The organism is Citrobacter sp. MGH110 (genome assembly GCF_001037515.1).
GTDB classification, from domain to species: Bacteria; Pseudomonadota; Gammaproteobacteria; order Enterobacterales; family Enterobacteriaceae; genus Citrobacter; species Citrobacter portucalensis.
Genome location: NZ_KQ089831.1, coordinates 363,822 through 387,253 on the forward strand (window position 1 = coordinate 363,822; position 23,432 = coordinate 387,253).

At 53.2% G+C, this 23,432-nt stretch carries 21 protein-coding genes; 8 read left to right on the top strand and 13 right to left on the bottom strand.

The features are described 5' to 3' along the window. Positions 1-37: 37 nt before the first annotated feature. The 9 genes from recC to rppH form a co-directional block, all read right to left on the bottom strand. On the bottom strand, positions 38-3,406 hold the full coding sequence (gene recC / locus SK38_RS17815) for an exodeoxyribonuclease V subunit gamma (RefSeq protein ID WP_048236696.1): 3,369 nt from the start codon (positions 3,404-3,406) through the stop codon (positions 38-40). 12 nt (positions 3,407-3,418) lie between these two features. Further along, positions 3,419-3,742 carry a prepilin-type N-terminal cleavage/methylation domain-containing protein gene (locus tag SK38_RS17820; protein ID WP_048236697.1) on the bottom strand — a complete coding sequence of 108 codons (324 nt, stop codon included), beginning with the start codon at positions 3,740-3,742 and terminating at the stop codon, positions 3,419-3,421. Then, positions 3,727-4,134: a DUF2509 family protein gene (locus SK38_RS17825; protein WP_048236699.1), complete on the bottom strand. Its 408-nt coding sequence runs from the start codon at positions 4,132-4,134 to the stop codon at positions 3,727-3,729. Before SK38_RS17825 ends, SK38_RS17820 begins: the two co-directional genes overlap by 16 nt. After that, positions 4,131-4,694 carry a prepilin peptidase-dependent protein gene (locus SK38_RS17830; protein ID WP_048236700.1) on the bottom strand — a complete coding sequence of 188 codons (564 nt, stop codon included), beginning with the start codon at positions 4,692-4,694 and terminating at the stop codon, positions 4,131-4,133. The genes SK38_RS17825 and SK38_RS17830 overlap by 4 nt, the downstream gene beginning before the upstream one ends. Next, the gene (locus tag SK38_RS17835) at positions 4,685-5,155 is read right to left on the bottom strand and encodes a prepilin peptidase-dependent protein (protein WP_048236701.1); all 471 of its coding nucleotides are present in this window, start codon (positions 5,153-5,155) and stop codon (positions 4,685-4,687) included. The genes SK38_RS17830 and SK38_RS17835 overlap by 10 nt, the downstream gene beginning before the upstream one ends. 183 nt (positions 5,156-5,338) lie before the next feature. Next, a complete protein-coding gene (gene thyA / locus SK38_RS17840) occupies positions 5,339-6,133 on the bottom strand; it encodes a thymidylate synthase (protein WP_003033990.1) in 795 nt (264 codons plus the stop codon). Positions 6,134-6,139: 6 nt separating this feature from the next. Continuing rightward, positions 6,140-7,015: a prolipoprotein diacylglyceryl transferase gene (gene lgt / locus SK38_RS17845; protein ID WP_003825606.1), complete on the bottom strand. Its 876-nt coding sequence runs from the start codon at positions 7,013-7,015 to the stop codon at positions 6,140-6,142. A 190-nt stretch (positions 7,016-7,205) separates the two neighbouring features. Next, complete coding sequence (gene ptsP / locus SK38_RS17850) at positions 7,206-9,452, bottom strand: phosphoenolpyruvate--protein phosphotransferase (RefSeq protein WP_003825604.1); 2,247 nt, start codon at positions 9,450-9,452, stop codon at positions 7,206-7,208. A gap of 12 nt (positions 9,453-9,464) precedes the next feature. Further along, entirely contained in the window at positions 9,465-9,995 is a 531-nt protein-coding gene (gene rppH, locus SK38_RS17855; RefSeq protein ID WP_003825602.1) for an RNA pyrophosphohydrolase, read from the bottom strand. Positions 9,996-10,679: 684 nt separating this feature from the next. On the opposite strand from rppH, the gene mutH reads away from it, so the two are divergent. The 4 genes from mutH (at position 10,680) to SK38_RS17875 (ending at position 13,674) form a co-directional block, all read left to right on the top strand. Next, positions 10,680-11,375 (top strand): DNA mismatch repair endonuclease MutH, encoded by a 696-nt coding sequence (gene mutH / locus SK38_RS17860; RefSeq protein ID WP_003033965.1) that lies wholly within the window; start codon positions 10,680-10,682, stop codon positions 11,373-11,375. 75 nt (positions 11,376-11,450) lie between these two features. Beyond that, on the top strand, positions 11,451-12,164 hold the full coding sequence (locus SK38_RS17865) for a TerC family protein (RefSeq protein ID WP_003033961.1): 714 nt from the start codon (positions 11,451-11,453) through the stop codon (positions 12,162-12,164). Between the two features lie 144 nt (positions 12,165-12,308). Continuing rightward, complete coding sequence (gene ygdR / locus SK38_RS17870) at positions 12,309-12,527, top strand: lipoprotein YgdR (protein WP_000758660.1); 219 nt, start codon at positions 12,309-12,311, stop codon at positions 12,525-12,527. Between the two features lie 106 nt (positions 12,528-12,633). Continuing rightward, entirely contained in the window at positions 12,634-13,674 is a 1,041-nt protein-coding gene (locus SK38_RS17875) for an NADP(H)-dependent aldo-keto reductase (RefSeq protein ID WP_003825597.1), read from the top strand. 215 nt (positions 13,675-13,889) lie between these two features. Here the strand turns inward: SK38_RS17875 and lplT are convergent, their stop codons facing one another. Both lplT and aas read right to left on the bottom strand, forming a co-directional pair. Then, positions 13,890-15,083 (bottom strand): lysophospholipid transporter LplT, encoded by a 1,194-nt coding sequence (gene lplT / locus SK38_RS17880; RefSeq protein WP_048236702.1) that lies wholly within the window; start codon positions 15,081-15,083, stop codon positions 13,890-13,892. After that, the gene (aas, locus tag SK38_RS17885; protein ID WP_048236703.1) at positions 15,076-17,235 is read right to left on the bottom strand and encodes a bifunctional acyl-ACP--phospholipid O-acyltransferase/long-chain-fatty-acid--ACP ligase; all 2,160 of its coding nucleotides are present in this window, start codon (positions 17,233-17,235) and stop codon (positions 15,076-15,078) included. The genes lplT and aas overlap by 8 nt, the downstream gene beginning before the upstream one ends. Positions 17,236-17,832: 597 nt before the next feature. On the opposite strand from aas, the gene galR reads away from it, so the two are divergent. Together galR and SK38_RS17900 are read left to right on the top strand one after the other, a co-directional pair. Further along, complete coding sequence (gene galR, locus SK38_RS17895; RefSeq protein WP_048215625.1) at positions 17,833-18,861, top strand: HTH-type transcriptional regulator GalR; 1,029 nt, start codon at positions 17,833-17,835, stop codon at positions 18,859-18,861. A 13-nt stretch (positions 18,862-18,874) separates the two neighbouring features. Beyond that, on the top strand, positions 18,875-19,885 hold the full coding sequence (locus SK38_RS17900) for a LacI family DNA-binding transcriptional regulator (protein WP_008785715.1): 1,011 nt from the start codon (positions 18,875-18,877) through the stop codon (positions 19,883-19,885). A 78-nt stretch (positions 19,886-19,963) separates the two neighbouring features. Here SK38_RS17900 and lysA read toward each other — a convergent pair whose 3' ends face one another. After that, a complete protein-coding gene (gene lysA, locus SK38_RS17905) occupies positions 19,964-21,220 on the bottom strand; it encodes a diaminopimelate decarboxylase (protein ID WP_048236704.1) in 1,257 nt (418 codons plus the stop codon). A 118-nt stretch (positions 21,221-21,338) separates the two neighbouring features. Here lysA and SK38_RS17910 point away from each other — a divergent pair, with 118 nt between their 5' ends. Next, positions 21,339-22,274 carry a LysR family transcriptional regulator gene (locus SK38_RS17910; RefSeq protein WP_008785717.1) on the top strand — a complete coding sequence of 312 codons (936 nt, stop codon included), beginning with the start codon at positions 21,339-21,341 and terminating at the stop codon, positions 22,272-22,274. On the opposite strand, the gene SK38_RS17915 is transcribed toward SK38_RS17910, so the two are convergent. Further along, positions 22,246-22,953, bottom strand: a complete 708-nt coding sequence (locus tag SK38_RS17915) for an aspartate/glutamate racemase (protein WP_048236705.1) — start codon at positions 22,951-22,953, stop codon at positions 22,246-22,248. The genes SK38_RS17910 and SK38_RS17915 overlap by 29 nt on opposite strands. A 141-nt stretch (positions 22,954-23,094) precedes the next feature. Between SK38_RS17915 and SK38_RS17920 the strand changes: the two genes are divergently transcribed. Beyond that, entirely contained in the window at positions 23,095-23,421 is a 327-nt protein-coding gene (locus tag SK38_RS17920; protein WP_003825583.1) for a cupin domain-containing protein, read from the top strand. Positions 23,422-23,432 lie beyond the last annotated feature (11 nt).

Sequence of the window (23,432 nt, forward strand, 5' to 3'; positions counted from 1 at the left end):
GTGGAAGCCATCGAATTGCGCAATTTTTATACAGTCATCAGGACTGATTAAAGCGAAAAATCGGTAACAGGTAGCGCTGAGACTGTAAAACAATAGCCTCCTGCGTATCAGCATCCAGTTGACGCCAAAGACGCTGATACCAGATATCATCACCTTCGCCACGTACCATCATGTTGCCTTCATAGGCTTGCAGAAACTTACTGCGCGCTTTTTGCAACGTTGCATCGTCATCTAACATGGCATCATTTGCGGCGTCATAACAGGTTTTTATCCATGCACCACCGCTTTCGGGTAATACCAGCAACGGTGACGACATGCCTTCCCGATATCCCTCAATGAGTTGCGACAGGTACAGCAGCGCCTGTTCTGCATCCAGCGGCGGAAAACGCCATTCTCCGTCTTTACGCAGGAACAATCGGCTCTCTCCCCTACCGCCACTGGCACAATAGACAAGATGTTCCAGCCAAAGTTGCACACCCTGCGCAATGCTTATCAAAGATGGGCGCCAGCGCAACAAACCGTCCTCTTGCACCTGCGGCAGCCAACCGGTGATTTGCACGCCGTGACAGTTAAGATCGATTTCCATGCTCTGACAGGGCTGACGACAGGCGATAATGCGTTCAGCCAGCGACTGCATTTCCTGACGCTGCGTATCCCACAGAATTTCGCCAAACGGCCCATAGGGTAGCGCGCCCGCCGCACGAAAACGGCGGAACAGTCGTTCAGCATCGTTCTCTTCAACCAGCGTATTAAGCAATTGCTGATTAAGCTGGTAGCGGGTTAACCCTTCAAGAGTGAAAGGTTCCGTATCCGGGATCTCACTCTCTTCAGAGCGGAAGTTGACCCTTAAACGCATCTGGAAAAAGGCGCGTACCGGATGTGCCCAAAATCGCTGCAGCGTTTCCAGCGTTAGCGTTTCTGGCATTTCTAAGGGCAGAGGCTGCACAAAATCCGTGTGCGCTTTTCCTGACAGACTCGCCGCAGGCAGCCATTCCCGGGCATAGCTTTGCTGTTCGCCCGGCAAATAGTTTTGTGCATCAAAGGGCATACGGGTATGCAAACGGGTTATATGCGCTTTTACCCTTGCCTCGCTTTGATCACAGGTCAACGATTCATCGCCCGGCAGATAATGGCTTTGTCCAATGTAGTCCATCAGTTCTTGCACCAGCACCGACGGGAAGCGCTCGCTGTTATCCTGAATAGAGCGGCCAATGTAGCTGATGTAGAGCGTCTGCTGTGCCGAGATTAATGCTTCGAGGAACAAATAGCGGTCATCATCGCGACGACTGCGGTCACCCCGCATCGGTTTTTGGCTCATTAAATCAAAGCCCAGCGGCGCAAGTTGACGCGGATAAACCCCATCGTTCATACCCAGCAGGCACACCACTTTGAACGGAATGGAGCGCATCGGCATCAGCGTACAAATGTTAACGGGCCCCGCCAGGAAGCGCTGGCTGATGCGTTCCTGGTCAAGGCGCTGGGCTAGCTCATCACGCAACAGAGAGAGCGGTATAGCATCGCCGTACTCAGCCCCTAAACCTTCGGTAATAATGGCCTGCCACTGCTGTTCAATCAGCGTCATTGCCGCTTCGGTGTCCGCGTCCGGTAGGAAGAAATCATTAAGCATTTCCCGACAAACGGGTAGCCACTCTTCCAGCGGTCGTTCCTGCGCCAACCCTCTACGCCAGAGATTAAGCTGCATCAGCAACGAGGCCAGATGCCCTACCAGCTCGGCAATCAGGCCGCTGGACTCATCGTAAGGCAATACCGATTGCCACTCGCCCTGCGAGCTTTCCATCGCGTAGCCGAGCAGCATACGCGTTAAACCAAATTGCCAGGTATGCTGACCTGTCGGCGGAAGTTCCAGTTCACGCACGTTATCGTCGTCAATTCCCCAACGAATCCCGGATTCATTGACCCATAAGCGAAGATAGCGCAACCCTTCTTCATCAATGTTGAAACGCGCCGCCAGCACGGGAACATCCAGTAACGCCAGGACATCCTCTGAGACAAAACGGCTATCCGGCAGCGACAGCAGGCTGATAAAGGCCTGTAAGACGGGATGAGACTGGCGTGCCCGACGGTCAGATATCGCATAAGGTAAGTAACGCTCGGCTGGCGCGCTACCAAAGACCGACTGAATGAATGGGCTGTAGCTGTCGATGTCCGCCACCATCACGATAATATCGCGCGGTGTCAGCGTTGGGTCCGCTTCCAGCATGGCCAACAGCCGGTCATGAAGAATTTCCACCTCGCGCTGTGGGCTATGGCAGACATGGAAAGTCACGCTGGTGTCGTTCAGCTCAAGCCGGCGTTTATTGTCGCTACGGGAATATTCTTCCAGCGTAACGCCCGCCACGGCATGACTTTCAAGTTCCAGAATATCCGATTGAATATTATGCAAAAGGTTGTCAGGCGTAATGTCGACAAACGCGTCCAGTTCCTGACTGTTTTCCAGCTCCGAAAGCAAATAAATGTAATCACGCCCCAGCTTGCCCCACGAGGCCAGCATCGGGTTGCCCACATCCTGTTCGCCATCGCTGTTAAATAATCCTTCGGCTTTCTGATTATCACGAAACAGCGGCAGATGCCGTTCTTCAAAGCTGTGCCGACGCTGACGTGCCATCAGCTTCGCCAGCCAGGCCGGATCTTTAATATCCCCCCAGTAGTAGCGACAAGGGTTGGTAAACAGCAGATGAATATCAATGTGCTTACCTAGCGCCTGCAATGCCTGCAAATAAACCGGCGGCAGCGCCGAAATACCGCAAATAAAGACCCGAGAAGGCAGTCCCTGTGGGCACTCGGACGCGTTTTCCAACGTCTGAATAAATCGTTGGTATAAATTGGCACGATGCCAGCGCGGCTGGCCCAATTCCGCGGTGTATTCCACCAGCGCTTTCCACAACGGTGCCTGCCAGGCCTGAGACTCGCCAAGTCCCTCAACCTGTCGCCCCGCTTCCCACTGGGTCAACCATTCAGGGCGGTAGACTAAATACTGGTCGAAAAGGTCAGCCGCGCGCGAGGAAAGCTGAAAAAGCTTACGTTTATCAGTGTCGTCCGTCAGATAGTGTCGTAGCAATGCGAAGTCATCGCTATCCAGCAATTGTGGCAACAGCGTCATCAACTTCCAGCTCATGCTCTGTTTGCTGAACGCACTCTCTTTCGGGATATCCGGCAGCACGCGCACAAACATATCCCAGATAAAACTCGCGGGCAGCGGAAAATCGATATTGGCGGCAATACTAAACTTCTGTGCAAGAGTCATTTGTAGCCACTGCGCCATACCGGTACTTTGAACCAGGATCATCTCAGGCTCAAAGGGGTCGTCCAGCCGCTCGCGCTCAACGATAAATTCCATTAACGCTTCCAGCACATCCAGACGGTTGGAGTGGTAGACCCTTAACATAGCGACTCCTGACTACTGACGATTCGGGCAATGCAGACGCGTCATCTGACCCTGCCTGCCGAGGGGTGAAGAAATTATAACGTTGATGCTGACACATCCCGCTCTCGTTGTCTGCATTCGGTTAGCCTGCCAGTTCACAGGCGATGAAAACGGGTACAGCTGGGTTTGCTGCCAGGCGTGGCGCCAGAGTTGCTGATACTGGTTTCTGATGATAAAGCTGTTCATTAGCACCCGCTGGTATCCTGACAACGCGGTCACAATCATTATCATTAGTACCATTGCCAGCATCACTTCCGGCAGACTAAAGCCACGCTGTCTGTTCAAGGGATCTGGCATAACGTCTGCTCCTTTAGCGGACAAAAATCGCTCCAACCACGCGCCGAGAATTCTATGTTGCCATCAATAACCACCCCCTGACGCCATAACGATATCCCTTCATAGTGGGCAATAAGCAGAACAAAATTATTGGTAAGCCGGCGCAGGCAAACCGCGGCATCCTGCGTGGGATCGCGCCGACACTGTACGGCGGGTTGTAAGCGCCAGGGCTGCGTACGCCCCCATTCTATCGCGGATTGCACTACCGCCTGACGCTGCAGCGCCTGACTTTGTGTGACCACACGCGCAGCAAAACTGGCCTCCTGTCTGCTAACGCCTTGCAGCAGCAGACTACCGAGCACCAGCAGCAACAGGACCATTGCCAGAGAAGATACGCCTCGCTCACGGTTCACAGGTTGAATCCCGTAACGCTGTAGACCGCTTCAACAACTTTTTGTGGTTCGTCATTGCTCACTCCACGCAAACGCAGCGTAAGAAGCGGGGAATATCCGCTGAAATTCAGCCTTTCAACCTGGAATACCTCAATCTGCATCGTGGCCGGATCGGTCATTTTGTCCCATCCTTTGCCAGTGCAGCCGGTGGCTCCACGCACGGTTTCCAACACCTTGTCCTGTAAACGAAACCCAATAGAATCAGCCTCTTTCACGGGACCGCTTTCCCAAACGCCATTGCTGTTGGCATCCCAGCGGGCAATAACACAGTCTCCCTTAGCCGATATCACCAGTCCCTCTCCGACACAGTTTCCCCGGCAATACCCCGCCCGCTGAAGATGCTTCGCCACGGTGTAGACCCGCTGCCATATTTCATCTTCCAGTACTAACTGGCGCGTGTTACGCAGAATCTCTCGCTGTAGCGCCGGTAAAAATCGTGCTGAGCTAAGCAATAAAATACTGCTAATCGCCATGGCAATGAGCATCTCCAGCAGTGAAAATCCCCGTTCATTTACTGACATAATCTGGCCTCATCACGCTCGCAAAGCCTGATTCGCCCCCAGCCAGACACCACCACGCGCCATTCCCCAGTCGCATTTTTCAGGCGTATATGTCCGGCCCATGCCGTATTGCGCAGTCCAAAAAAGGCCAGTGAAGGTGTTATCTCTGCCATTTCGACGTCGTCCCAGGGTGGTGTAAAAACCAAAGACGAAACGGGTCGGCACGTGGTTTGCGAAGCCGCAGAGCTGACAAAACACCATGATGTGCCATCCCGAATCACGCTTATCACGTGATCGCGGTTATGCCAGTTAGCATCTTCACGCAGTTGCAGCAGGTAGTCCCTCACCTGGCAGGCGGTCTGCCACAGCCGCTGTTGCTGCTGCCAGCGCTGCCAACCATACAGCCCAGATGCACCAAGCGCCGCGACAATCAGCATCGCAATCAGGGTTTCGAGAAGCGTGTAACCTTGTTGTTTTTTCATATCGCCAGTATGGCGTGAGGAAAATGAATAACGAGCGGGAAATTCGGTTTCTACGGCGAGCTATGGGGAATATTTAGCGCGTTACAGGCCGTTGCAATATTTCAGGAATCCACGCCGAAGAACGCGATTTGAGACAAAAAAAACCGACGCACATGGGCGTCGGTTGTGACAGCATGAAACAGGTTAGATAGCTACCGGTGCTTTAATACCCGGGTGCGGATCGTAGCCTTCAATTTCGAAGTCTTCGAAGCGATAGTCAAAGATTGATTCAGGCTTACGTTTGATAACCAGTTTCGGCAGCGCGCGCGGTTCACGGCTAAGCTGCAGATGCGTTTGATCCATATGGTTGCTGTACAGGTGCGTGTCGCCGCCGGTCCAGACAAAATCACCCACTTCCAGATCGCACTGCTGCGCCATCATGTGTACCAGCAAAGCGTAGCTGGCAATGTTAAACGGCAGGCCGAGGAACACATCGCACGAACGCTGATACAGCTGGCAGGAGAGCTTGCCATCCGCCACGTAGAACTGGAAGAACGCATGGCACGGTGCCAGCGCCATTTTATCCAGCTCGCCGACGTTCCATGCGGAAACGATGATGCGGCGAGAGTCCGGATCATTTTTCAGCTGGTTTAGCACGGTGGTGATCTGGTCGATATGGCGACCATCTGGCGTAGGCCACGCGCGCCATTGTTTGCCATAAACCGGGCCTAAATTACCGTTTTCATCCGCCCATTCGTCCCAGATTGAGACGTTGTTTTCATGCAGGTAGGCAACGTTAGTATCGCCCTGCAAGAACCACAGCAGCTCATGAATGATCGAGCGTAAATGGCAGCGTTTAGTCGTAACCAGCGGGAACCCTTCCTGCAGATTAAAACGCATCTGATGACCAAAAATGGAAAGCGTTCCGGTTCCGGTACGGTCGTTTTTCTGTGTGCCTTCATCCAGCACTTTTTGCATCAGTTCTAAATACTGTTTCATGGTTCCTCAGGAAACGTGTTGCTGTGGGCTGCGGCGGTACGCCCAAACCATCATAATAATGCCTGCGACAATCATCGGGATAGAGAGTATCTGCCCCATGCTGATGTACTGTACCCAGGTGCCGGTAAACTGCGCATCCGGCTGGCGGAAGAATTCAACAATAATACGAAACGCGCCATAACCAATCAGGAACAGACCGGACACCGAACCCATCGGGCGCGGTTTGCGAATGTACAAGTTCAGAATGATAAACAGCACAACGCCTTCCAGCGCCATCTCATAAAGCTGTGAGGCGTGGCGTGGCAGCGAGCCGTAGGTATCAAAAATAGACTGCCATTGCGGGTTAGTTTGCAGCAGTAAAATATCTTCGGTACGGGAGCCCGGGAACAGCATGGCGTACTTGAAGTTCGGGTCAACGCGTCCCCACAGCTCACCGTTGATAAAGTTGCCCAGACGCCCTGCACCAAGGCCAAACGGAATCAGCGGGGCAATGAAATCAGAAACCTGGAAGAACGAACGCTTAGTGCGTTTGGCGAAGATAATCATCACCAGGATCACACCGATAAGTCCACCGTGGAAGGACATACCGCCGTCCCAGACGCGGAACAGATACAGGGGATTATCGAGGAATAACGGGAAGTTATAGAACAGTACGTAACCAATACGCCCACCGAGGAAAACCCCGAGGAAGCCCGCATACAGTAAGTTTTCTACTTCATTTTTGGTCCAGCCACTGCCCGGACGATTCGCGCGGCGCGTCGCCAGCCACATCGCGAAAATAAACCCCACCAAATACATTAAGCCGTACCAGTGAAGCGCGACGGGTCCGATTGAGAAAATGACCGGATCGAAATCCGGAAAATGCAGATAGCTACTGGTCATCTGTCACCACAAGTTCTTGTTATTTCGCTGAAGTCAGACAGCAATTGATAAGCGCGCCTGCATAATGCAGGCGCTCCAAAGGTGCGAATGATAGCACAAGGGGTTAGAAGCGGATGCCGGGAAGATGTAAAAGATCTGTATAGGTAATCTCTATCCCCCGTAATACCTGATAGCGCTACGCTTGTCAGACCTACAATCCCCCGCGAATCAAGCCCCCCATGCCACGACGCTCCATGAAGGCCGCTACCTGATGGCGTACTTCTGTTGCCATCTGAGCCTCCAGGCTGCGCTGCGCCAGCGTTTGCGCCTCATCAAAATCGATATGACGCAGCAGATATTTTACGCGAGCGACAGAACGACCGTTCATCGACAAATGACGGAAACCGAGACCGATCAGAATAGCCACGCACATCGGGTCGCCCGCCATTTCACCACACAGGCGCAAATCGATACCGCTTCTTTCGGCTTCCTGCGCAATCATCGCCAGCGCACGCAACATCCCCGGATGCAGGCTGTCATAAATGCTGGCTACCCGTGTGTTGTTACGATCGACGGCCAGTATGTACTGGGTAAGGTCGTTGGTTCCGACCGAGATAAAGTCTATCCGGTTTGTCAGATGCGGCAGCATGAACACCATCGACGGAACTTCCAGCATGATGCCAATGCGCGGTTTCGGGATCTCGTAACCGATCATCTCCTCCACTTCGCGTCCGGCGCGTTCAATCAAACGTCGCGCTTCGTCCACTTCATCGATGCTGGTTACCATCGGCAGCAAAATGCTCAAGTTTCCGGTTGCCGCATTCGCACGCAGCATAGCGCGAACCTGGATCAAAAAGATCTCCGGCTGATCGAGCGTTATGCGGATCCCTCGCCAGCCAAGGCACGGGTTCTCTTCACTGATCGGCATATAGGGCAGCTGTTTATCGGCACCGACATCCAGCGTACGCAGGGTCACCGGCTTGTCGTTAAACATTTGCAGCATCCCCTGATACTGCGCAACCTGTTCTTCTTCCGAAGGAAATCCGCTTTGCAGCATGAACGGGATTTCGGTGCGATAGAGGCCAATGCCGTCGATTCGGCTACCCAGCTTTTCTTCATGTTCCGGGCTGAGGCCCGCATTGAGCATCACCTTCACGCGCTCGCCGCTTTTCAGCTGTGCTGGCTGGTTGACGTCGTCTTCCGCCAGGCGGCTCAGCTCAATTTCTTCACTGATAAGACGCTGGTATTCCTGGATCAATACCGGTTCCGGATCGACCAGCAGTTCACCGCGATAACCGTCCACCACCAGCGTACGGCGATGCAGCACCGACGGCTGGATATCGGCCCCCATGACGGTAGGGATACCCAGCGCACGCACCATAATTGCCGCATGAGAGTTGGCTGCGCCGTCCCGGACAACCACGCCAACTAACCGGTCCTGTGGAAGCTCCGCCAGCGTGGTTGCTGAAAGTTCATCCGCCACCAGCACAAAGCGTTCCGGCCAGGCATTCGGCCCCTGGATAGAGTCATCAAGGTGGAACAGCAAGCGCTGGCCCAGCGCGCGTAAATCTCCGGCCCGCTCTTTGAGGTAGTTATCGCTCAGCGCGGCGAACTGTTCGGCAAACTTTTCAATGATCGTTTTAACCGCCCACTCGGCCACCGAACCGTTATCCACTTCCGCAAACAGCTCGCGGCGCAGACGGGTATCGGAAAGCAAGTGCGAGTAAAGATCAAAGATCGCCGCCGTTTCTTTCTGCGCCCCAGCGGTAAAACGCTTGCTGTAGCGGCGGAATTCGTTCGCCGCCTCTTCCAGCGCACCGGTCAGTCGCTCGCGTTCAAGCACAGGATCCAGCGTTGAAGCCTGGTAGACCTGTTCCATCAACGGCAGCGTCGCATCCTGCCAGCCTTCGGCTATTGCCACACCGGGAGCGGCAGGCAGCGCACGGATGCGCGTTTGACGGTACTGGCCGAACAGCGCGTTTAGCTGCGACTGCGAAAGTATGGCCGCCATTTGCGTGGCGAGCGTGACGAGGAAAGACTCTTCACTTTCATCGTACTGACGCAGTTCACGCTGCTGCACCACCAGCACACCTAAAAGCTGGCGACGCTGAATGATCGGTACGCCTAAGAATGCACGAAAACGCTCTTCTTTTACCGAAGGAATGTATTTAAAGCTGGGATGTTTTTGCGCATCGGCGAGGTTGATAGGTTCCGCCAGCCTGCCAACCAGGCCAACGATACCTTCATCAAACGCGAGTGCGACAGTGCGACCACGTGGTTTTTTTAGTCCCCGGGTCGCCATGAGGTAATAACAACGTCGATCGTGATCGGCCAGATAAACCGAACAGACCTCTGTATCCATCGCAAGACAGATGTCGGTAACCAGTATATTCAGCGCTTCGTTCAGACGCGGAGCACTGGCCACCTTTTCGACTATTTCGCGCAGGCGGGTGAGCATAATTTGCGTAGCTTAACCTCTTTTACGTCTGTACGCAGGTGCGCTTTGCGGTTTAGGAGTGCTCTCCTGAAGCGCCATGACAACACTTGCGAATTCTTTCATCACCCTGCGATAGACATCGCGTTTAAATGACACCACCTGTCGAACCGGATACCAGTAACTCACCCAGCGCCAGCCGTCGAACTCAGGTGTACTGCTGGTTTGCATATTGATTTCAGCATCGCTGCTGACCAATTGCAGAAGAAACCATTTTTGTTTCTGGCCGATACAAACCGGCTTTGTGTCCCAACGCACCAAACGTTTCGGTAACTTGTAACGCAACCAGTTACGAGTAGAAGCAAGGATCCGTACATCTTTACGACTGAGACCCACTTCTTCAAAGAGTTCCCGGTACATCGCCTGCTCTGCTGTCTCTCCTGCGTTGATCCCACCTTGTGGGAATTGCCAGGAGTGCTGACCAAATCGCCGGGCCCACATGACCTGCCCCTGGCGGTTACAAATTACTATCCCTACATTCGGGCGGTAGCCATCGTCATCAATCACCGGACTACCTCAACATAAACCTTATATACAAACGATTGTTTCACACTCCTGAGGGGCGGTAAACCACTCTGTTAAGGGTGCGATATTCTAATAACAATTGAATAACTCACAGTTAAAGGCCGAGTTATAAACAGAAGAAGGGCAAGTAAGGCGATTTTATTCACCTTTTCTGTGGATATAGTTGTGAAGAAGTACGGAATTACTATGGGAAAACCCAGAACAGTCCGAATAAGACATTCGTCACATATCAAAAATACTCTTATACATTCATAAAGTTAAAACCGATCCACGCAGATAAACACACAGAAATGTGATGTGCATCACGCATACGATCTTCACGCTGATGAAAGATCGACCAGCGTTGGTTTTATCCACAGATTATGCCAATAAGTTAGGCACAATTTGTGTGAAAATTCGATTTTCGTCGCACGTCAAGGCTGTAAATTGAAACAGTAGTGGGGGTTTTTCACAGTTATCCCATCTTTCTGTGGATAACATGGTGTAAGATCCTGTTCATTGTCAGTGACCAGAATTGGAAAACCCGCTTCGCTGTTGCGCAACTCTGCGAACGTGAATCTAAAAACCAATATAAATCATAGAATTGAATAAAGCATGTGGAAAAAGATAAACTCTGTCCACACGGTATAAAATCATTGCTCATTTTTTCACCTAAGGGTTAACCCGATGCCAGAACTCCGTCCGTTGCTTTCTCCCCCTGAATCTGAAGCACAGTTGCTGAGCCAGGCACGGCAGCTTTCGGGCTACGCGTTAGGAGAATTAGCGGCAATGGCGGGAATCGTTACGCCGAAGGATCTTAAGCGCGATAAAGGCTGGATTGGCGTCCTGCTGGAAATCTGGCTCGGTGCCAGCGCGGGCAGTAAACCAGAGCAGGATTTTGCGGCGCTGGGCGTGGAGCTGAAAACGATCCCTGTGGACAGTCTTGGCAGACCGCTGGAAACCACCTTTGTGTGTGTGGCGCCGTTAACCGGCAATACCGGCGTCACCTGGGAAACCAGCCATGTACGACACAAACTCAAACGTGTTCTGTGGATCCCGGTAGAAGGCGAACGCAGCATCCCTCTGGCTGAGCGCCGCGTCGGCTCTCCCCTGCTGTGGAGCCCGAATGAAGAAGAAGACCGGCAATTGCGTCTGGACTGGGAAGAGTTAATGGACATGATTGTGTTAGGACATGTCGAACGCATCACCGCTCGCCATGGGGAAGTACTGCAACTGCGTCCTAAAGCCGCCAACGCCCGCGCGCTTACCGAGGCCATTGGCGCCAACGGCGAACCCATCCTGACCCTGCCACGCGGCTTTTACCTGAAAAAGAACTTCACCCGCGCATTGCTTGAGCGACATTTCTTGTTCCAGGCGCAATAGGCACCGTCCGGCCTTTCACCCGCCGCGTTACGGGCCTATAATTACCGCTTCTTTTTTTTGGCAGGACTTTGTTCGATGTTATTTGCATGGATAACCGATCCTAACGCCTGGCTTGCGCTCGGTACGCTGACGCTGCTGGAGATCGTTCTTGGGATCGACAATATTATTTTCCTTTCTCTGGTTGTAGCCAAACTCCCGACAGCGCAACGCAATCATGCCCGACGTATTGGGCTGGCGGCGGCGATGATCATGCGTCTGGCACTGCTGGCTTCTATCGCCTGGGTAACGCGGCTGACAAACCCGTTATTCGAGCTGTTTGGCGAGGCGATATCAGCACGCGACCTGATCCTTCTGCTGGGGGGATTGTTCCTGATCTGGAAAGCCAGTAAAGAGATCCACGAATCCATTGAAGGTGAGGAAGAGGGGTTAAAAACCCGCGTATCTTCTTTCCTGGGCGCGATTGTACAGATCATGTTGTTAGACATTATCTTCAGTCTGGATTCCGTGATTACTGCGGTTGGTTTGTCCGATCATCTGTTTATCATGATGGCGGCGGTGGTGATTGCCGTAGGCGTGATGATGTTTGCTGCTCGCCCGATTGGTGAGTTTGTCGATCGCCACCCTTCGGTAAAAATGCTGGCGCTCTCGTTTCTGATTCTGGTCGGTTTTACGCTGATTCTGGAAAGTTTCGACGTCCACGTTCCAAAAGGATATATCTATTTCGCCATGTTCTTCTCTATCGCGGTAGAGACCCTGAACCTGTGGCGTAATAAAAAAAATCCGCTCTGATGAAATCCATCGCTCCCCGCAAGGGGAGCGAATGCCAGCCACACCTACCCCTTCTCACAGTTTAAGATTTTACTGCTTTCACCCTGCACAACTTCGCGTTATTACTAAACTATTGTCAGACGCAGGCCATGTGAGGATAAGCAGATGAAAAAATGGGCAGTTTTGATTTCCGCCGTAGGACTGGCTTTTGCCGTTTCCGGATGCAGCAGCGATTATGTAATGGCGACAAAAGATGGTCGAATGATCCTGACCGATGGAAAACCAGAAATTGACGATGATACCGGTCTGGTGAGCTATCACGACCAGCAGGGCAATGCGATGCAGATTAACCGCGATGATGTGTCTCAAATCATTGAACGCTGATGGTTGAGGTCAGCAGCGCGCTGGCCTTAACAATTTTACTTCCCTTTTTCTCTTCCCTCAGCCATTTTTATAATCCTTATGTCGTGATTATAAAAAGGAAACGGCTATGCAATATCACCGTATACCCCACAGCTCGCTGGAAGTCAGTACACTGGGGCTGGGCACAATGACGTTTGGTGAACAAAACAGCGAAGCCGACGCACATGCACAGCTCGATTATGCCGTAGCACAGGGCATTAATTTGATCGACGTTGCCGAGATGTATCCGGTACCGCCGCGTCCTGAAACCCAGGGTCTCACCGAAACCTACGTAGGTAACTGGCTCGCCAAACACGGCAGCCGCGAAAAGCTGATCGTTGCGTCTAAGGTCAGCGGACCATCACGTAACAACGACAGCGGCATTCGACCGAATCAGGCGCTGGACCGTAAAAATATCCGTGAAGCGCTGCACGACAGCCTGAAAAGACTGAAAACCGATTATCTGGATCTGTATCAGGTTCACTGGCCACAGCGCCCGACCAACTGTTTTGGTAAGTTAGGTTACAGCTGGACAGACTCCGCGCCGGTCGTTTCCCTTCTCGATACGCTGGACGCACTGGCCGAGTTTCAGCGCGCTGGGAAAATTCGCTACATCGGCGTTTCTAATGAAACCGCGTTTGGCGTGATGCGCTATCTACACCTGGCGGACAAACACGATCTGCCACGCATCGCCACCATCCAGAACCCCTACAGCCTGCTGAACCGCAGCTTTGAGGTTGGACTGGCTGAAGTGAGCCAGTATGAAGGCGTTGAGCTGCTGGCTTACTCTTGCCTGGGCTTCGGTACGTTAACCGGGAAATACCTGAACGGCGCGAAACCTGCCGGTGCACGCAATACGTTGTTTAGCCGTTTCACGCGCTACAGCGGCGAGCAGACGCAGAAAGCCGTTGCGGCCTATGTGGATATCGCGAAACGCCATAATCTGGATCCTGCGCAAATGGCGCTGGCATTCGTGCGTCGTCAGCCGTTTGTCGCCAGCACTTTGCTGGGCGCCACGACGATGGAGCAGCTAAAAACCAACGTTGAAAGCCTGCATCTGGAGTTGAGCGAAGAAGTACTGGCAGAGATTGAAGCGGTGCATCAGGTGTATACCTATCCTGCACCGTAACAGTTAGCGCCTGATGGCGCTACGCTTATCAGGCCTACAAAGTGAGCATCCTGTAGGCCGGATAAGGTAACGCCGCCATCCGGCACATTCATAGCATACTCATCTCGCACCGTGACGATTAGCGCCTGATGGCGCTACGCTTATCAGGCCTACAAAGTGAGCATCCTGTAGGCCGGATAAGGCAACGCCGCCATCCGGCAACAGCATACAACAGACTATTGGCGGCGCTGCCAAATCCACAGCGCCGCAATCGCCAGCGCAAACAGCGCACCAAATCCAATACCAATCGCAACTGCCGGGATCCCCACCAGCACCGCCAGTGAGTAAATCCCCAGCATCAACAGCATCGCGCTGTTTTCACCCAGGTTTTGCACCGCTATCGCATTACCCGCGCCGACGCTTTTCTTACCCCGTTCCTGCAGCAACGCATTCAACGGCACCACAAAGAAGCCACCCGACACGCCGATAAGCATCAGCAATGCGTAGGCCGGAAGCAGCGAATGTTGAAGAGAGAAAATCAGCACCACGACGCCAATCAGGATCCCCGCAGGCATACAGCGCGACACGGTTTCCAGCGTTACCAGCTTCGCGGCCGCACCCGCACCGACCACAATCCCGATCGCTACCATGGCATTGAGGTAGGTCGGCGTGGCGTTATCGGTGATGCCGAGCGCCACCGGGACCCACAGCACCAGCAGAAAACGCAGCGTAACGCCCGCGCCCCAAAAAAGGCTGGTTCCCACCAACGAGAAGCGTGTTTCACCGTTGCGCCACAACGATGAAGCCGCACAGAAGAAACTGCGCGTCATTTTCCCCAGATGCCAGGACTGGCCAGGACGAGCCGCGGCCAGTTTCGGGATATACAGGTTAGCCACCACCGCGCCAGCATAGGCCAGTGCACAGGCAGAAAGCGCGGCAATCACGTGCCAGTCGGCCAGAACGCCGCCGGCGACAGAACCGAGCAAAATCGCGGCAATGGTGGAGGCTTCCATCAGGCCGTTAGCCTTCACCAGTTTGTCGCCGGTAGTCAGTTCACCGAGAATGCCGTACTTGGCCGGTGAATATGCCGCCGCGCCGATCCCCACCAGCGTATACCCAAGAAACGGATTAATGCCGAAGCAAATACTCGCCGCGCCCAGCAGTTTCAGAGCGTTCGCGAACATCATCACTCTGCCTTTGGCAAAGCTATCCGCCACCTGTCCCACAAAGGGAGCAAACAGAATGTAAGCGCCCACAAACACCATTTGCAGGATTGGCTGACTCCAGTCCGGATAGAATTGTTCTTTCAGCAACGCCAGCGTAGCAAACAGCAACGCATTATCGCCAAACGCCGACAGAAACTGCGCGGCGATAACGGACATCATCCCTTTGGACCAGATTGAAGTGTTAGTGTGCACTGACTCACTCATGTTGTTTTTCCTGCTCATCGACCCAGCTTTTCAGCGTAACAAAATCCGGCTTACCGCTGCCGAGTAAGGGGAGTTGCTTCAGATGGCGAATATCACGCGGTACGGCGAGTTCAGGTACACCGTGCACCCGCGCATACTGCTGTAGTTTTTCACGTGTCAGCTCGCTGTCGGTAGTGAACAGCACCAGCGCCTCACCTTTGCTGGCATCACTCTTGATCGCCGTGGCGTGCATTTTGTCTGCGGATACCGCCAACGCCAGTTGCTCAACCATTTCCAGCGAAACCATCTCTCCGGCAATTTTAGCGAAACGCTTAGCGCGCCCCTGAATCTGTACAAAGCCGTTTTCATCAAAGCGCACGATGTCTCCGGTGTCATACCAGCCGCGCTCAATCTCACCTTGCGCATTCTCTGCTGTCGGCACTTCCAGCACGCCAGGTTTTTCGACGCGCAAATAGCCGCTCATAATATTAGGACCTTTCAGCTGTAAACGCCCACCGTCCTCAATTCCCGGAACGGCCAACAGTCGAGCATCCATACCAGGCAAGATGCGCCCTACCGTTCCCGATTTTGCCGCCATTGGTACGTTAATCGACACAACCGGCGCACATTCCGTCACGCCATAGCCTTCAAGAACGCGCAGGCCAAATTTCTCCTGCCACAGCTGCTTTGTGCTGTCCTGAAGTTTTTCCGCTCCCGCCACCACATAGCGCAGGCGGTGGAAATCGTACGGATGCGCAAAACGCGCGTAGTTGCCGAGGAACGTTGAAGTACCAAACAACACGGTGCAGTTCCGGTCGTATACCAGCTCTGGCACAATGCGGTAATGCAGCGGGCTAGGATAAAGAAACACTTCTGCGCCAGTCAGTAGCGGCGTGAATAATCCCACCGTCAGGCCAAAGGAGTGGAACAGCGGCAGCGCCGACATAAAACGGTCATCGGCGGTGAAATCGGCAATCGTTTTGATCTGCTCAACGTTCGCCAGAATGCTTTTATGACTGTGAACCACACCTTTCGGATGGCCTTCTGAGCCAGAAGTAAAGAGGATCACCGCAGCGTCTTCCGGCTGCTGCTTCACCTGCGCCAGATGCGGTGCCAGCAGATGTGAGAAAATCCACAGCTTTTCGCTGAAGGTCACATCAGCTTTTAAGTCTTCCAGATAAACCCAACGCACCTGGGTGAGCTGTTCCGGTAAATGCCAGAGTTTGCCTTTATCGAGAAACTGTCGGGATGTGAAGATCGTTTTGATTTCAGACGCAGTAATGGCGCTGGTTAATCCTTTCACGCCCGCGGTGTAGTTCATCATGGCCGGAATGCGTCGACGCGCAATGGCGCCAAAAATAACCGCCGCGCTGATCCCCGCGTTTGGCAGCATTAGGCCGATTTTTTCACCTTCGACGCTGTATTTTTCCAGAATACGGGCCACAAAGAGCGTCTTTGTCAGCAGTTTGCGGTAGCTGTCCGGGGTAAAGTTAACATCTTCAATGCAGTTTTTGCCTGCGCCAAAACGGTATTTCGCTGCCAGCAGCGACTCGTATAGCGTTTCACGCGGACGAACCGCCATGCGTGCTTCCATCATAATTTGATGCAGCATCTCTCCGGCAATTTTGCGGCGATCGCGAGCACGCGGTGCTTCCGGCATCGGCAGTTGTGTCGGCGGTAGGATATGTAAGCGGATGCGCGGGAAGAATCGCTGTTTAACCAAACCTTTCAGGCGGCTAAAGCGGGAAAGCTCCGCGCCTTCAATGCGCACAGGAACGACCGTCGCCCCAGACTTTGCGGCAACAAACCCCGCGCCGTCATAAATTTTCATTAACGAACCGGACGTCGAAATACGTCCTTCCGGGAAAATAACCACCGGACGGCCCTGTTCGACCAGACGAACCAGATGTTTAATCGACATCGGTTTGGTTGGATCTAACGGTACGAAATCAATCAGCGGAGTTAGCCAGCGCATATACCATTGCTGGCTGATCGAGGTGTAAACAGCGAAGACGGGACGAATCGGTAAAAAGAGCGCCAACAGGATGCCGTCTATAAATGAGACATGGTTGGGAGTGATTAGAACGCGTTCTCCCTGTAGCGCGCTGACATCGCCCGTGACGCGAACGCGGAAAAGCACGCGAAACAGATTACGAAAAAAGCCAAATAGCATCTCAACTCCCTGTGCCATTAATTATATAAACATCAATGGTGGGAGAGTATACGAGTTGGGGAATGGGCGCGACAGGTAACTGGTAAATACAATCCGAAAAAAAACCTGCGCATCCGCGCAGGTTGGTGCAAGAGACAGGTACGAAGTGCGTACCGAATAATCTCACCAATCAATACCTCTGGGATCTTGATTGTGGTCGTCAGCAGCCAGATACGCCAGTGCGAAAACGCAAAGGAATGAACCCAAATGCAACGAGTTGTGTAAATTATCGGTTACTGTTACAGATAGGCTGAAGGTAAAAAAAAACCTGCGCATCTGCGCAGGCTGGTGTAATTCTAGTGATCAACCCGAAAGTTGATTTCACCTATCAATACCTCTGGGATCTCAACTCTAGCAATCTGCTCAGTTCCCTCACCAGCGAACAATCGCAACAGCACATCGCAAAGTGTAAGCAAAAATTAGCATTTTCTATTTTCTGTCTTACTTCGCTCGTGTGCGCTCACATTTGCGACGTTCTGACGGGCAATCTGCTTGAACAGCCAGCCATTTTCCGTAACACTGACGGAATGTAAGCGTTTACCCACAACAGGTACTATCATGGCGACCATAAAGGATGTAGCCCGACTAGCTGGTGTATCAGTCGCCACCGTTTCTCGAGTGATTAATGATTCCCCTAAAGCCAGCGAAGCATCGCGCCTGGCCGTAACGAGTGCAATGGAATCACTCAGCTACCACCCCAACGCCAATGCGCGTGCGCTGGCACAACAATCCACTGAAACCATCGGTCTGGTGGTAGGTGATGTGTCCGATCCATTTTTTGGGGCAATGGTTAAAGCTGTCGAGCAGGTGGCGTATAACACCGGTAATTTTTTACTGATTGGTAACGGCTACCATAACGAACAGAAGGAACGACAGGCGATTGAACAGCTCATTCGCCACCGCTGCGCAGCCCTTGTTGTCCACGCAAAAATTATCCCGGATGCTGAGCTGGCATCACTCATGAAGCAAATCCCCGGCATGGTATTGATTAACCGAATTCTGCCGGGATTCGAACAACGCTGCGTTGCCCTTGATGACCGTTTCGGCGCATGGCTCGCAACCCGACACCTCATTCAGCAGGGCCATACACGCATTGGCTATCTGTGCTCCAATCACACGATTTCAGATGCGGAAGATCGTCTGCAAGGCTATTACGACGCGCTGGCAGAGAGCAATATTCCTGTCAGCGATCGACTGGTAACGTTTGGTGAACCGGATGAAAGCGGCGGTGAGCAGGCCATGACAGAGTTACTTGGCCGTGGCAAAAACTTCACTGCGGTAGCCTGCTACAACGACTCAATGGCCGCTGGTGCCATGGGCGTATTGAATGATAACGGCATTGATGTGCCGGGAGAAATCTCGCTGATTGGTTTTGATGATGTGCTGGTTTCCCGCTACGTGCGCCCGCGTCTGACCACGGTGCGCTACCCGATCGTGACGATGGCAACCCAGGCTGCCGAACTGGCGCTCGCGCTGGCGGAGAAGCGTCCCGTGCCTGAAATTACCCACGTTTTTAACCCAACTCTGGTGCGTCGCCATTCCGTTTCGACGCTGACAGAGCCGGGGAATTCATCGTCAAACGAATAACCAGGATAGCGTTATGACTACGATGTTGGACGTTTCACGACATGCAGGCGTCTCAAAAGCGACCGTTTCGCGCGTACTGAATGGCACGGGTCAGGTAAAAGAGAGCACGCGTCAGAAAGTGTTTAAGGCCATGCAGGCACTTGATTATCGGCCTAATTTTTTAGCGCGCTCTTTGGCAAACCGCACCAGCAACAGCATTGGTCTGGTAGTTTCCACATTTGATGGATTCTACTTTGGCCGCCTGCTGCAACAGGCTTCACGCCAGACGGAATCTCACGGCAAGCAGTTGATCGTCACCGACGGCCACGACACACCAGAGCGTGAGCAGGAAGCCGTGCAAATGCTGGCGGACAGGCAGTGCGACGCCATTATTCTCTATACCCGCTATATGAGTGAAAAGGCGATTATGTCGTTGATGAACAGCATTGCTATGCCCTTGCTGGTCATCAACCGTGATGTCAGCCAGGCTCGCGATCGCGCAATTTTCTTTGAACAGGAAGACGCGGCCTATCAGGCGGTCAATTATCTGATCTCGCAGGGACATAGCGATATTGCTTGTATCACTGTGCCAGGTCATACGCCTACCGGTAAATCCCGCCTGATGGGATATCGTAAGGCGCTGGAAAAAAACGGTATTCCCTGGGATCCCGATAAGGTCAAATACGGCGACTCCACGATGACGCGAGGCTATGAGGCCTGCCGTGAACTGCTGGAGGAAGGGGTAAAATTTAGCGCCCTGTTCGCCTGTAACGATGACATGGCATTAGGCGCATCAAAAGCGTTACATCAGGCCGGGCTGAGGATCCCAACGGACGTCTCACTGTTTGGTTTTGATGATGCGCCCAGCGCCAAATGGCTGGAGCCGGGGCTGTCTACCGTTTATCTACCGATTGATACCATGATAACCACGGCAATCGACCAGGCTATTCGGCTGGCCAACGGCGAGAGCGTCGAGCCAATCCCACCGTTCACCGGCAAACTGGTACTACGTGACTCAGTAACGCTCGGGCCATACTTTAAGTAATCAAATGCCGGATGGCGGCGCAGTTAATCTTGTAGGCCGGATAAGCGTAGCGCCATCCGGCATTTCACAACGCTGTAATCAGATTAATTCCAGCGCTAACAGCTCATCAATGGTCTGGCGACGGCGAATCAGCCGCGCCACGCCGTTATCGAACAAAACTTCCGGCAGCAGCGGACGGCTATTGTAGTTTGACGACATTGACGCGCCGTACGCCCCGGTATCATGCAGCACCAGATAATCGCCCGGCACCACCGCAGGCAACAGACGGGTTTCCACATTTCCGCCTTCCTGCTGGGTAAACACGTCGCCAGATTCGCACAGCGGCCCGGCTACCACGGTTTCCCGTTGCGGTGTGTGCTCCAGAGAGCGACCATCTCCTGACAGCGCTGAGATATGGTGATAGCTACCGTACATGGCCGGGCGTATTAGATCGTTGAAGCCCGCATCGATCAGCACAAAGTGACGGCTGCCCATTTCTTTTACGCTACGTACCTGCGCCACTAACACGCCAGCTTCCGCGACCAGAAAACGACCAGGCTCTATCTCAAGCGCGATCGGGTGACCCAGGTGTTTAGCAATCTGTTCACGCGCAGCGTTCCACAATCCAAAGTAGTGATCGGTATCGATCGCCTCTTCACCTTCGCGATACGGGATTGATAAACCACCACCTGCGGAGATCGCCTCCAGATCCTGGCCAAATTCAACCACCTGGCGCACCATCGCACCGCACACCTGCTCCAGATGCGCATAGTCCACGCCGGAGCCGATATGCATATGAATCCCCACCAGCTTCAGCTTATAGCGCTGAATCACCTCCAGCGCCGCGGGAAGATCGCTATACCAGATCCCGTGCTTGCTGTTTTCGCCGCCGGTATTGGTTTTCTGACTGTGCCCATGCCCAAAGCCAGGGTTTACGCGTAGCCACACGCGATGGCCCGGCGAGACCTGGCCCAGTTGTTCCAGCATATCCACCGACCCGGCATTTACCGGAATGCTCAATTCATGCACCCGCGCGAGCGTCGCTTCATCAATCATATCGGCGGTAAAGACGATTTCATCTTTCCCCGGTACGAAGCCTGCCGCCAACGCACGTTCAATTTCGCCAAGCGAGACGGAATCAACCTTCACGCCCTGCTCGCGCATCAGGCGCAAAATATGAATATTCGAACATGCCTTTTGGGCGAAACGCACCACGTCAAACTGACTCAATTTGGCAATCTGCCCGCGGATAATCTGCGCATCATAGACCCACACCGGACAGCCGAATTCGGCAGGCAGGCGCAGCAGGTTGTCGGCGGTCAGGTCAGTGTCAGTACTATTGAGTGGGCGTGGCATGGTGTGCTCCGGTATTGGCTTTTTTATGATTACGCCACAGCCCGAAAAGAATAAAAAATATCGTTTTATCGTGAGTCTATGCAAAAATGATATGGATTGATTCATTTGAGGATTGCCCATGCCCGCCGTTAACCTGCGACACATCGAAATTTTTCACGCCATCATGACGGCAGGCAATCTGACAGAAGCCGCGCGCATGCTACATACCTCGCAGCCCACCGTCAGCCGGGAACTGGCCCGATTCGAGAAAGTGCTGGGATTAACGCTGTTTGAACGTACGCGTGGCCGACTGCACCCAACCGTGCAAGGGTTACGTCTGTTTGAAGAGGTGCAACGTTCGTGGTATGGCCTGGACAGAATTGTGAGCGCCGCCGAAAGTCTGCGCGAGTTTCGCCAGGGCGAATTGTCGATTGTTTGCCTGCCGGTATTCTCACAGTCTTTTTTACCGCCGCTGCTGCAGCCATTCCTCGCACGCTATCCACAGGTCAATATTCAGATAGTGCCGCAGGAGTCACCGCTGCTGGAAGAGTGGCTGTCGGCGCAGCGCCACGATCTGGGGTTAACGGAAACGCTGCATACGCCTGCCGGAACGAAACGCACCGAATTGCTGGCGCTGGATGAAGTGTGCGTGCTACCGCAGGGCCATCCGCTGACTAAGAAAGCGGTGTTAACGCCGCAGGATTTTCAGGGAGAAAACTACATCAGCCTGTCGCGCACCGACAGCTACCGTCAGCTACTGGATACCCTGTTTAATGAGCACCAGGTGAAGCGCCGCATGGTGATTGAAACCCATAGCGCCGCTTCAATTTGTGCAATGGTACGGGCAGGCGTTGGGATCTCGGTGGTGAACCCACTGACCGCGCTGGATTACGCCAGCAGCGGAGTCGTTATCCGCCGCTTCAGTATTTCGGTACCCTTTACAGTCAGCCTGATTCACCCGCTTCATCGCCCCGCCTCGGCGCTGGTTGATGCTTTTACGGCGCATCTGCAGGCCCATCTACCGAGGCTTATTGACCCGCTGGAGGCTATTTTGCATCCACAGCCGAAAGCATAAACGCCACCGCATCTTGCGCATGGATTGCCGCGGTGTCGAAAACCGGTAGTGGGCTTAGCTCGGTGGGAACCAGCAGACCAATCTCGGTACAGCCAAAGATCACCCCTTGCGCCCCCTGTTTCGCCAGTTGGTCGATGACGCCCAGGTAATAATCGCGGGAAGCCTCGCTGAATTCACCGAGACACAGCTCATCGAAAATAATCTGGTTTATTTTCTGACGATCATCAGCTTCAGGGATCAACGTGCTAATGCCGAATTCAGTCTGTAAACGCCCGCGGTAAAAATCCTGCTCCATGGTGTAACGCGTACCCAGTAGCGCCACGTTGTTCATCTGCTGCTTTTGTATCGCCCGCCCCGTCGCGTCGGCAATATGCAGAAACGGTACATCACAGGCGCTTTCAATCGCCTCAGCAACTTTGTGCATGGTGTTGGTACACAGCACAATTCCTTGCGCCCCGGCTTGCTGTAGCCCTGTGGCGGCCTGCGCGAGGATCTCACCGGCTCGCTGCCAGTCACCGCTTGACTGGCAGACTTCAATCTCGTGAAAATCCACGCTGTGCAACAGAATCTGCGCAGAATGCAGACCACCCAGACGCTGTTTTATGCCTTCATTAATGAGTCGATAATAAGGAATGGTAGATTCCCAGCTCATACCGCCTAACAGACCGATCGTTTTCATCATTTCCCCTGACTCGTTGTTGTCTCTCCAGTGAACCAAAGATGTGATCAACTTTCCACATCTGTTGGCGTGCATTTCTTTTTTTAATTTTCTGATATAGCTTTAATGAAACACTGTTTTAATTAATTACAGGAAGGCCGGATGTTTATTTTTCATAAAGAGACCACGCTTGACGATCTGGGCAATGGCGTTACCCGGCGCATTCTTGCTCACGGCGGTAACATGATGGCGGTTGAGGTGAACTTCGAGCAAGGCGCAATCGGCCCGATGCACAATCATCCGCATGAGCAGCTGACTTACGTGTTGTCCGGTGAGTTTGAATTTACCATCGGCGAAGAGAAACATATCGTTAGGGCGGGCGATACTCTGTATAAACAGCCCAACATTATGCATGGCTGCGTCTGCTTAAAACCGGGAACGCTGCTGGATACCTTTACCCCAATTCGCGAAGATTTTCTGCACGGGTAAGGTGCTAAATA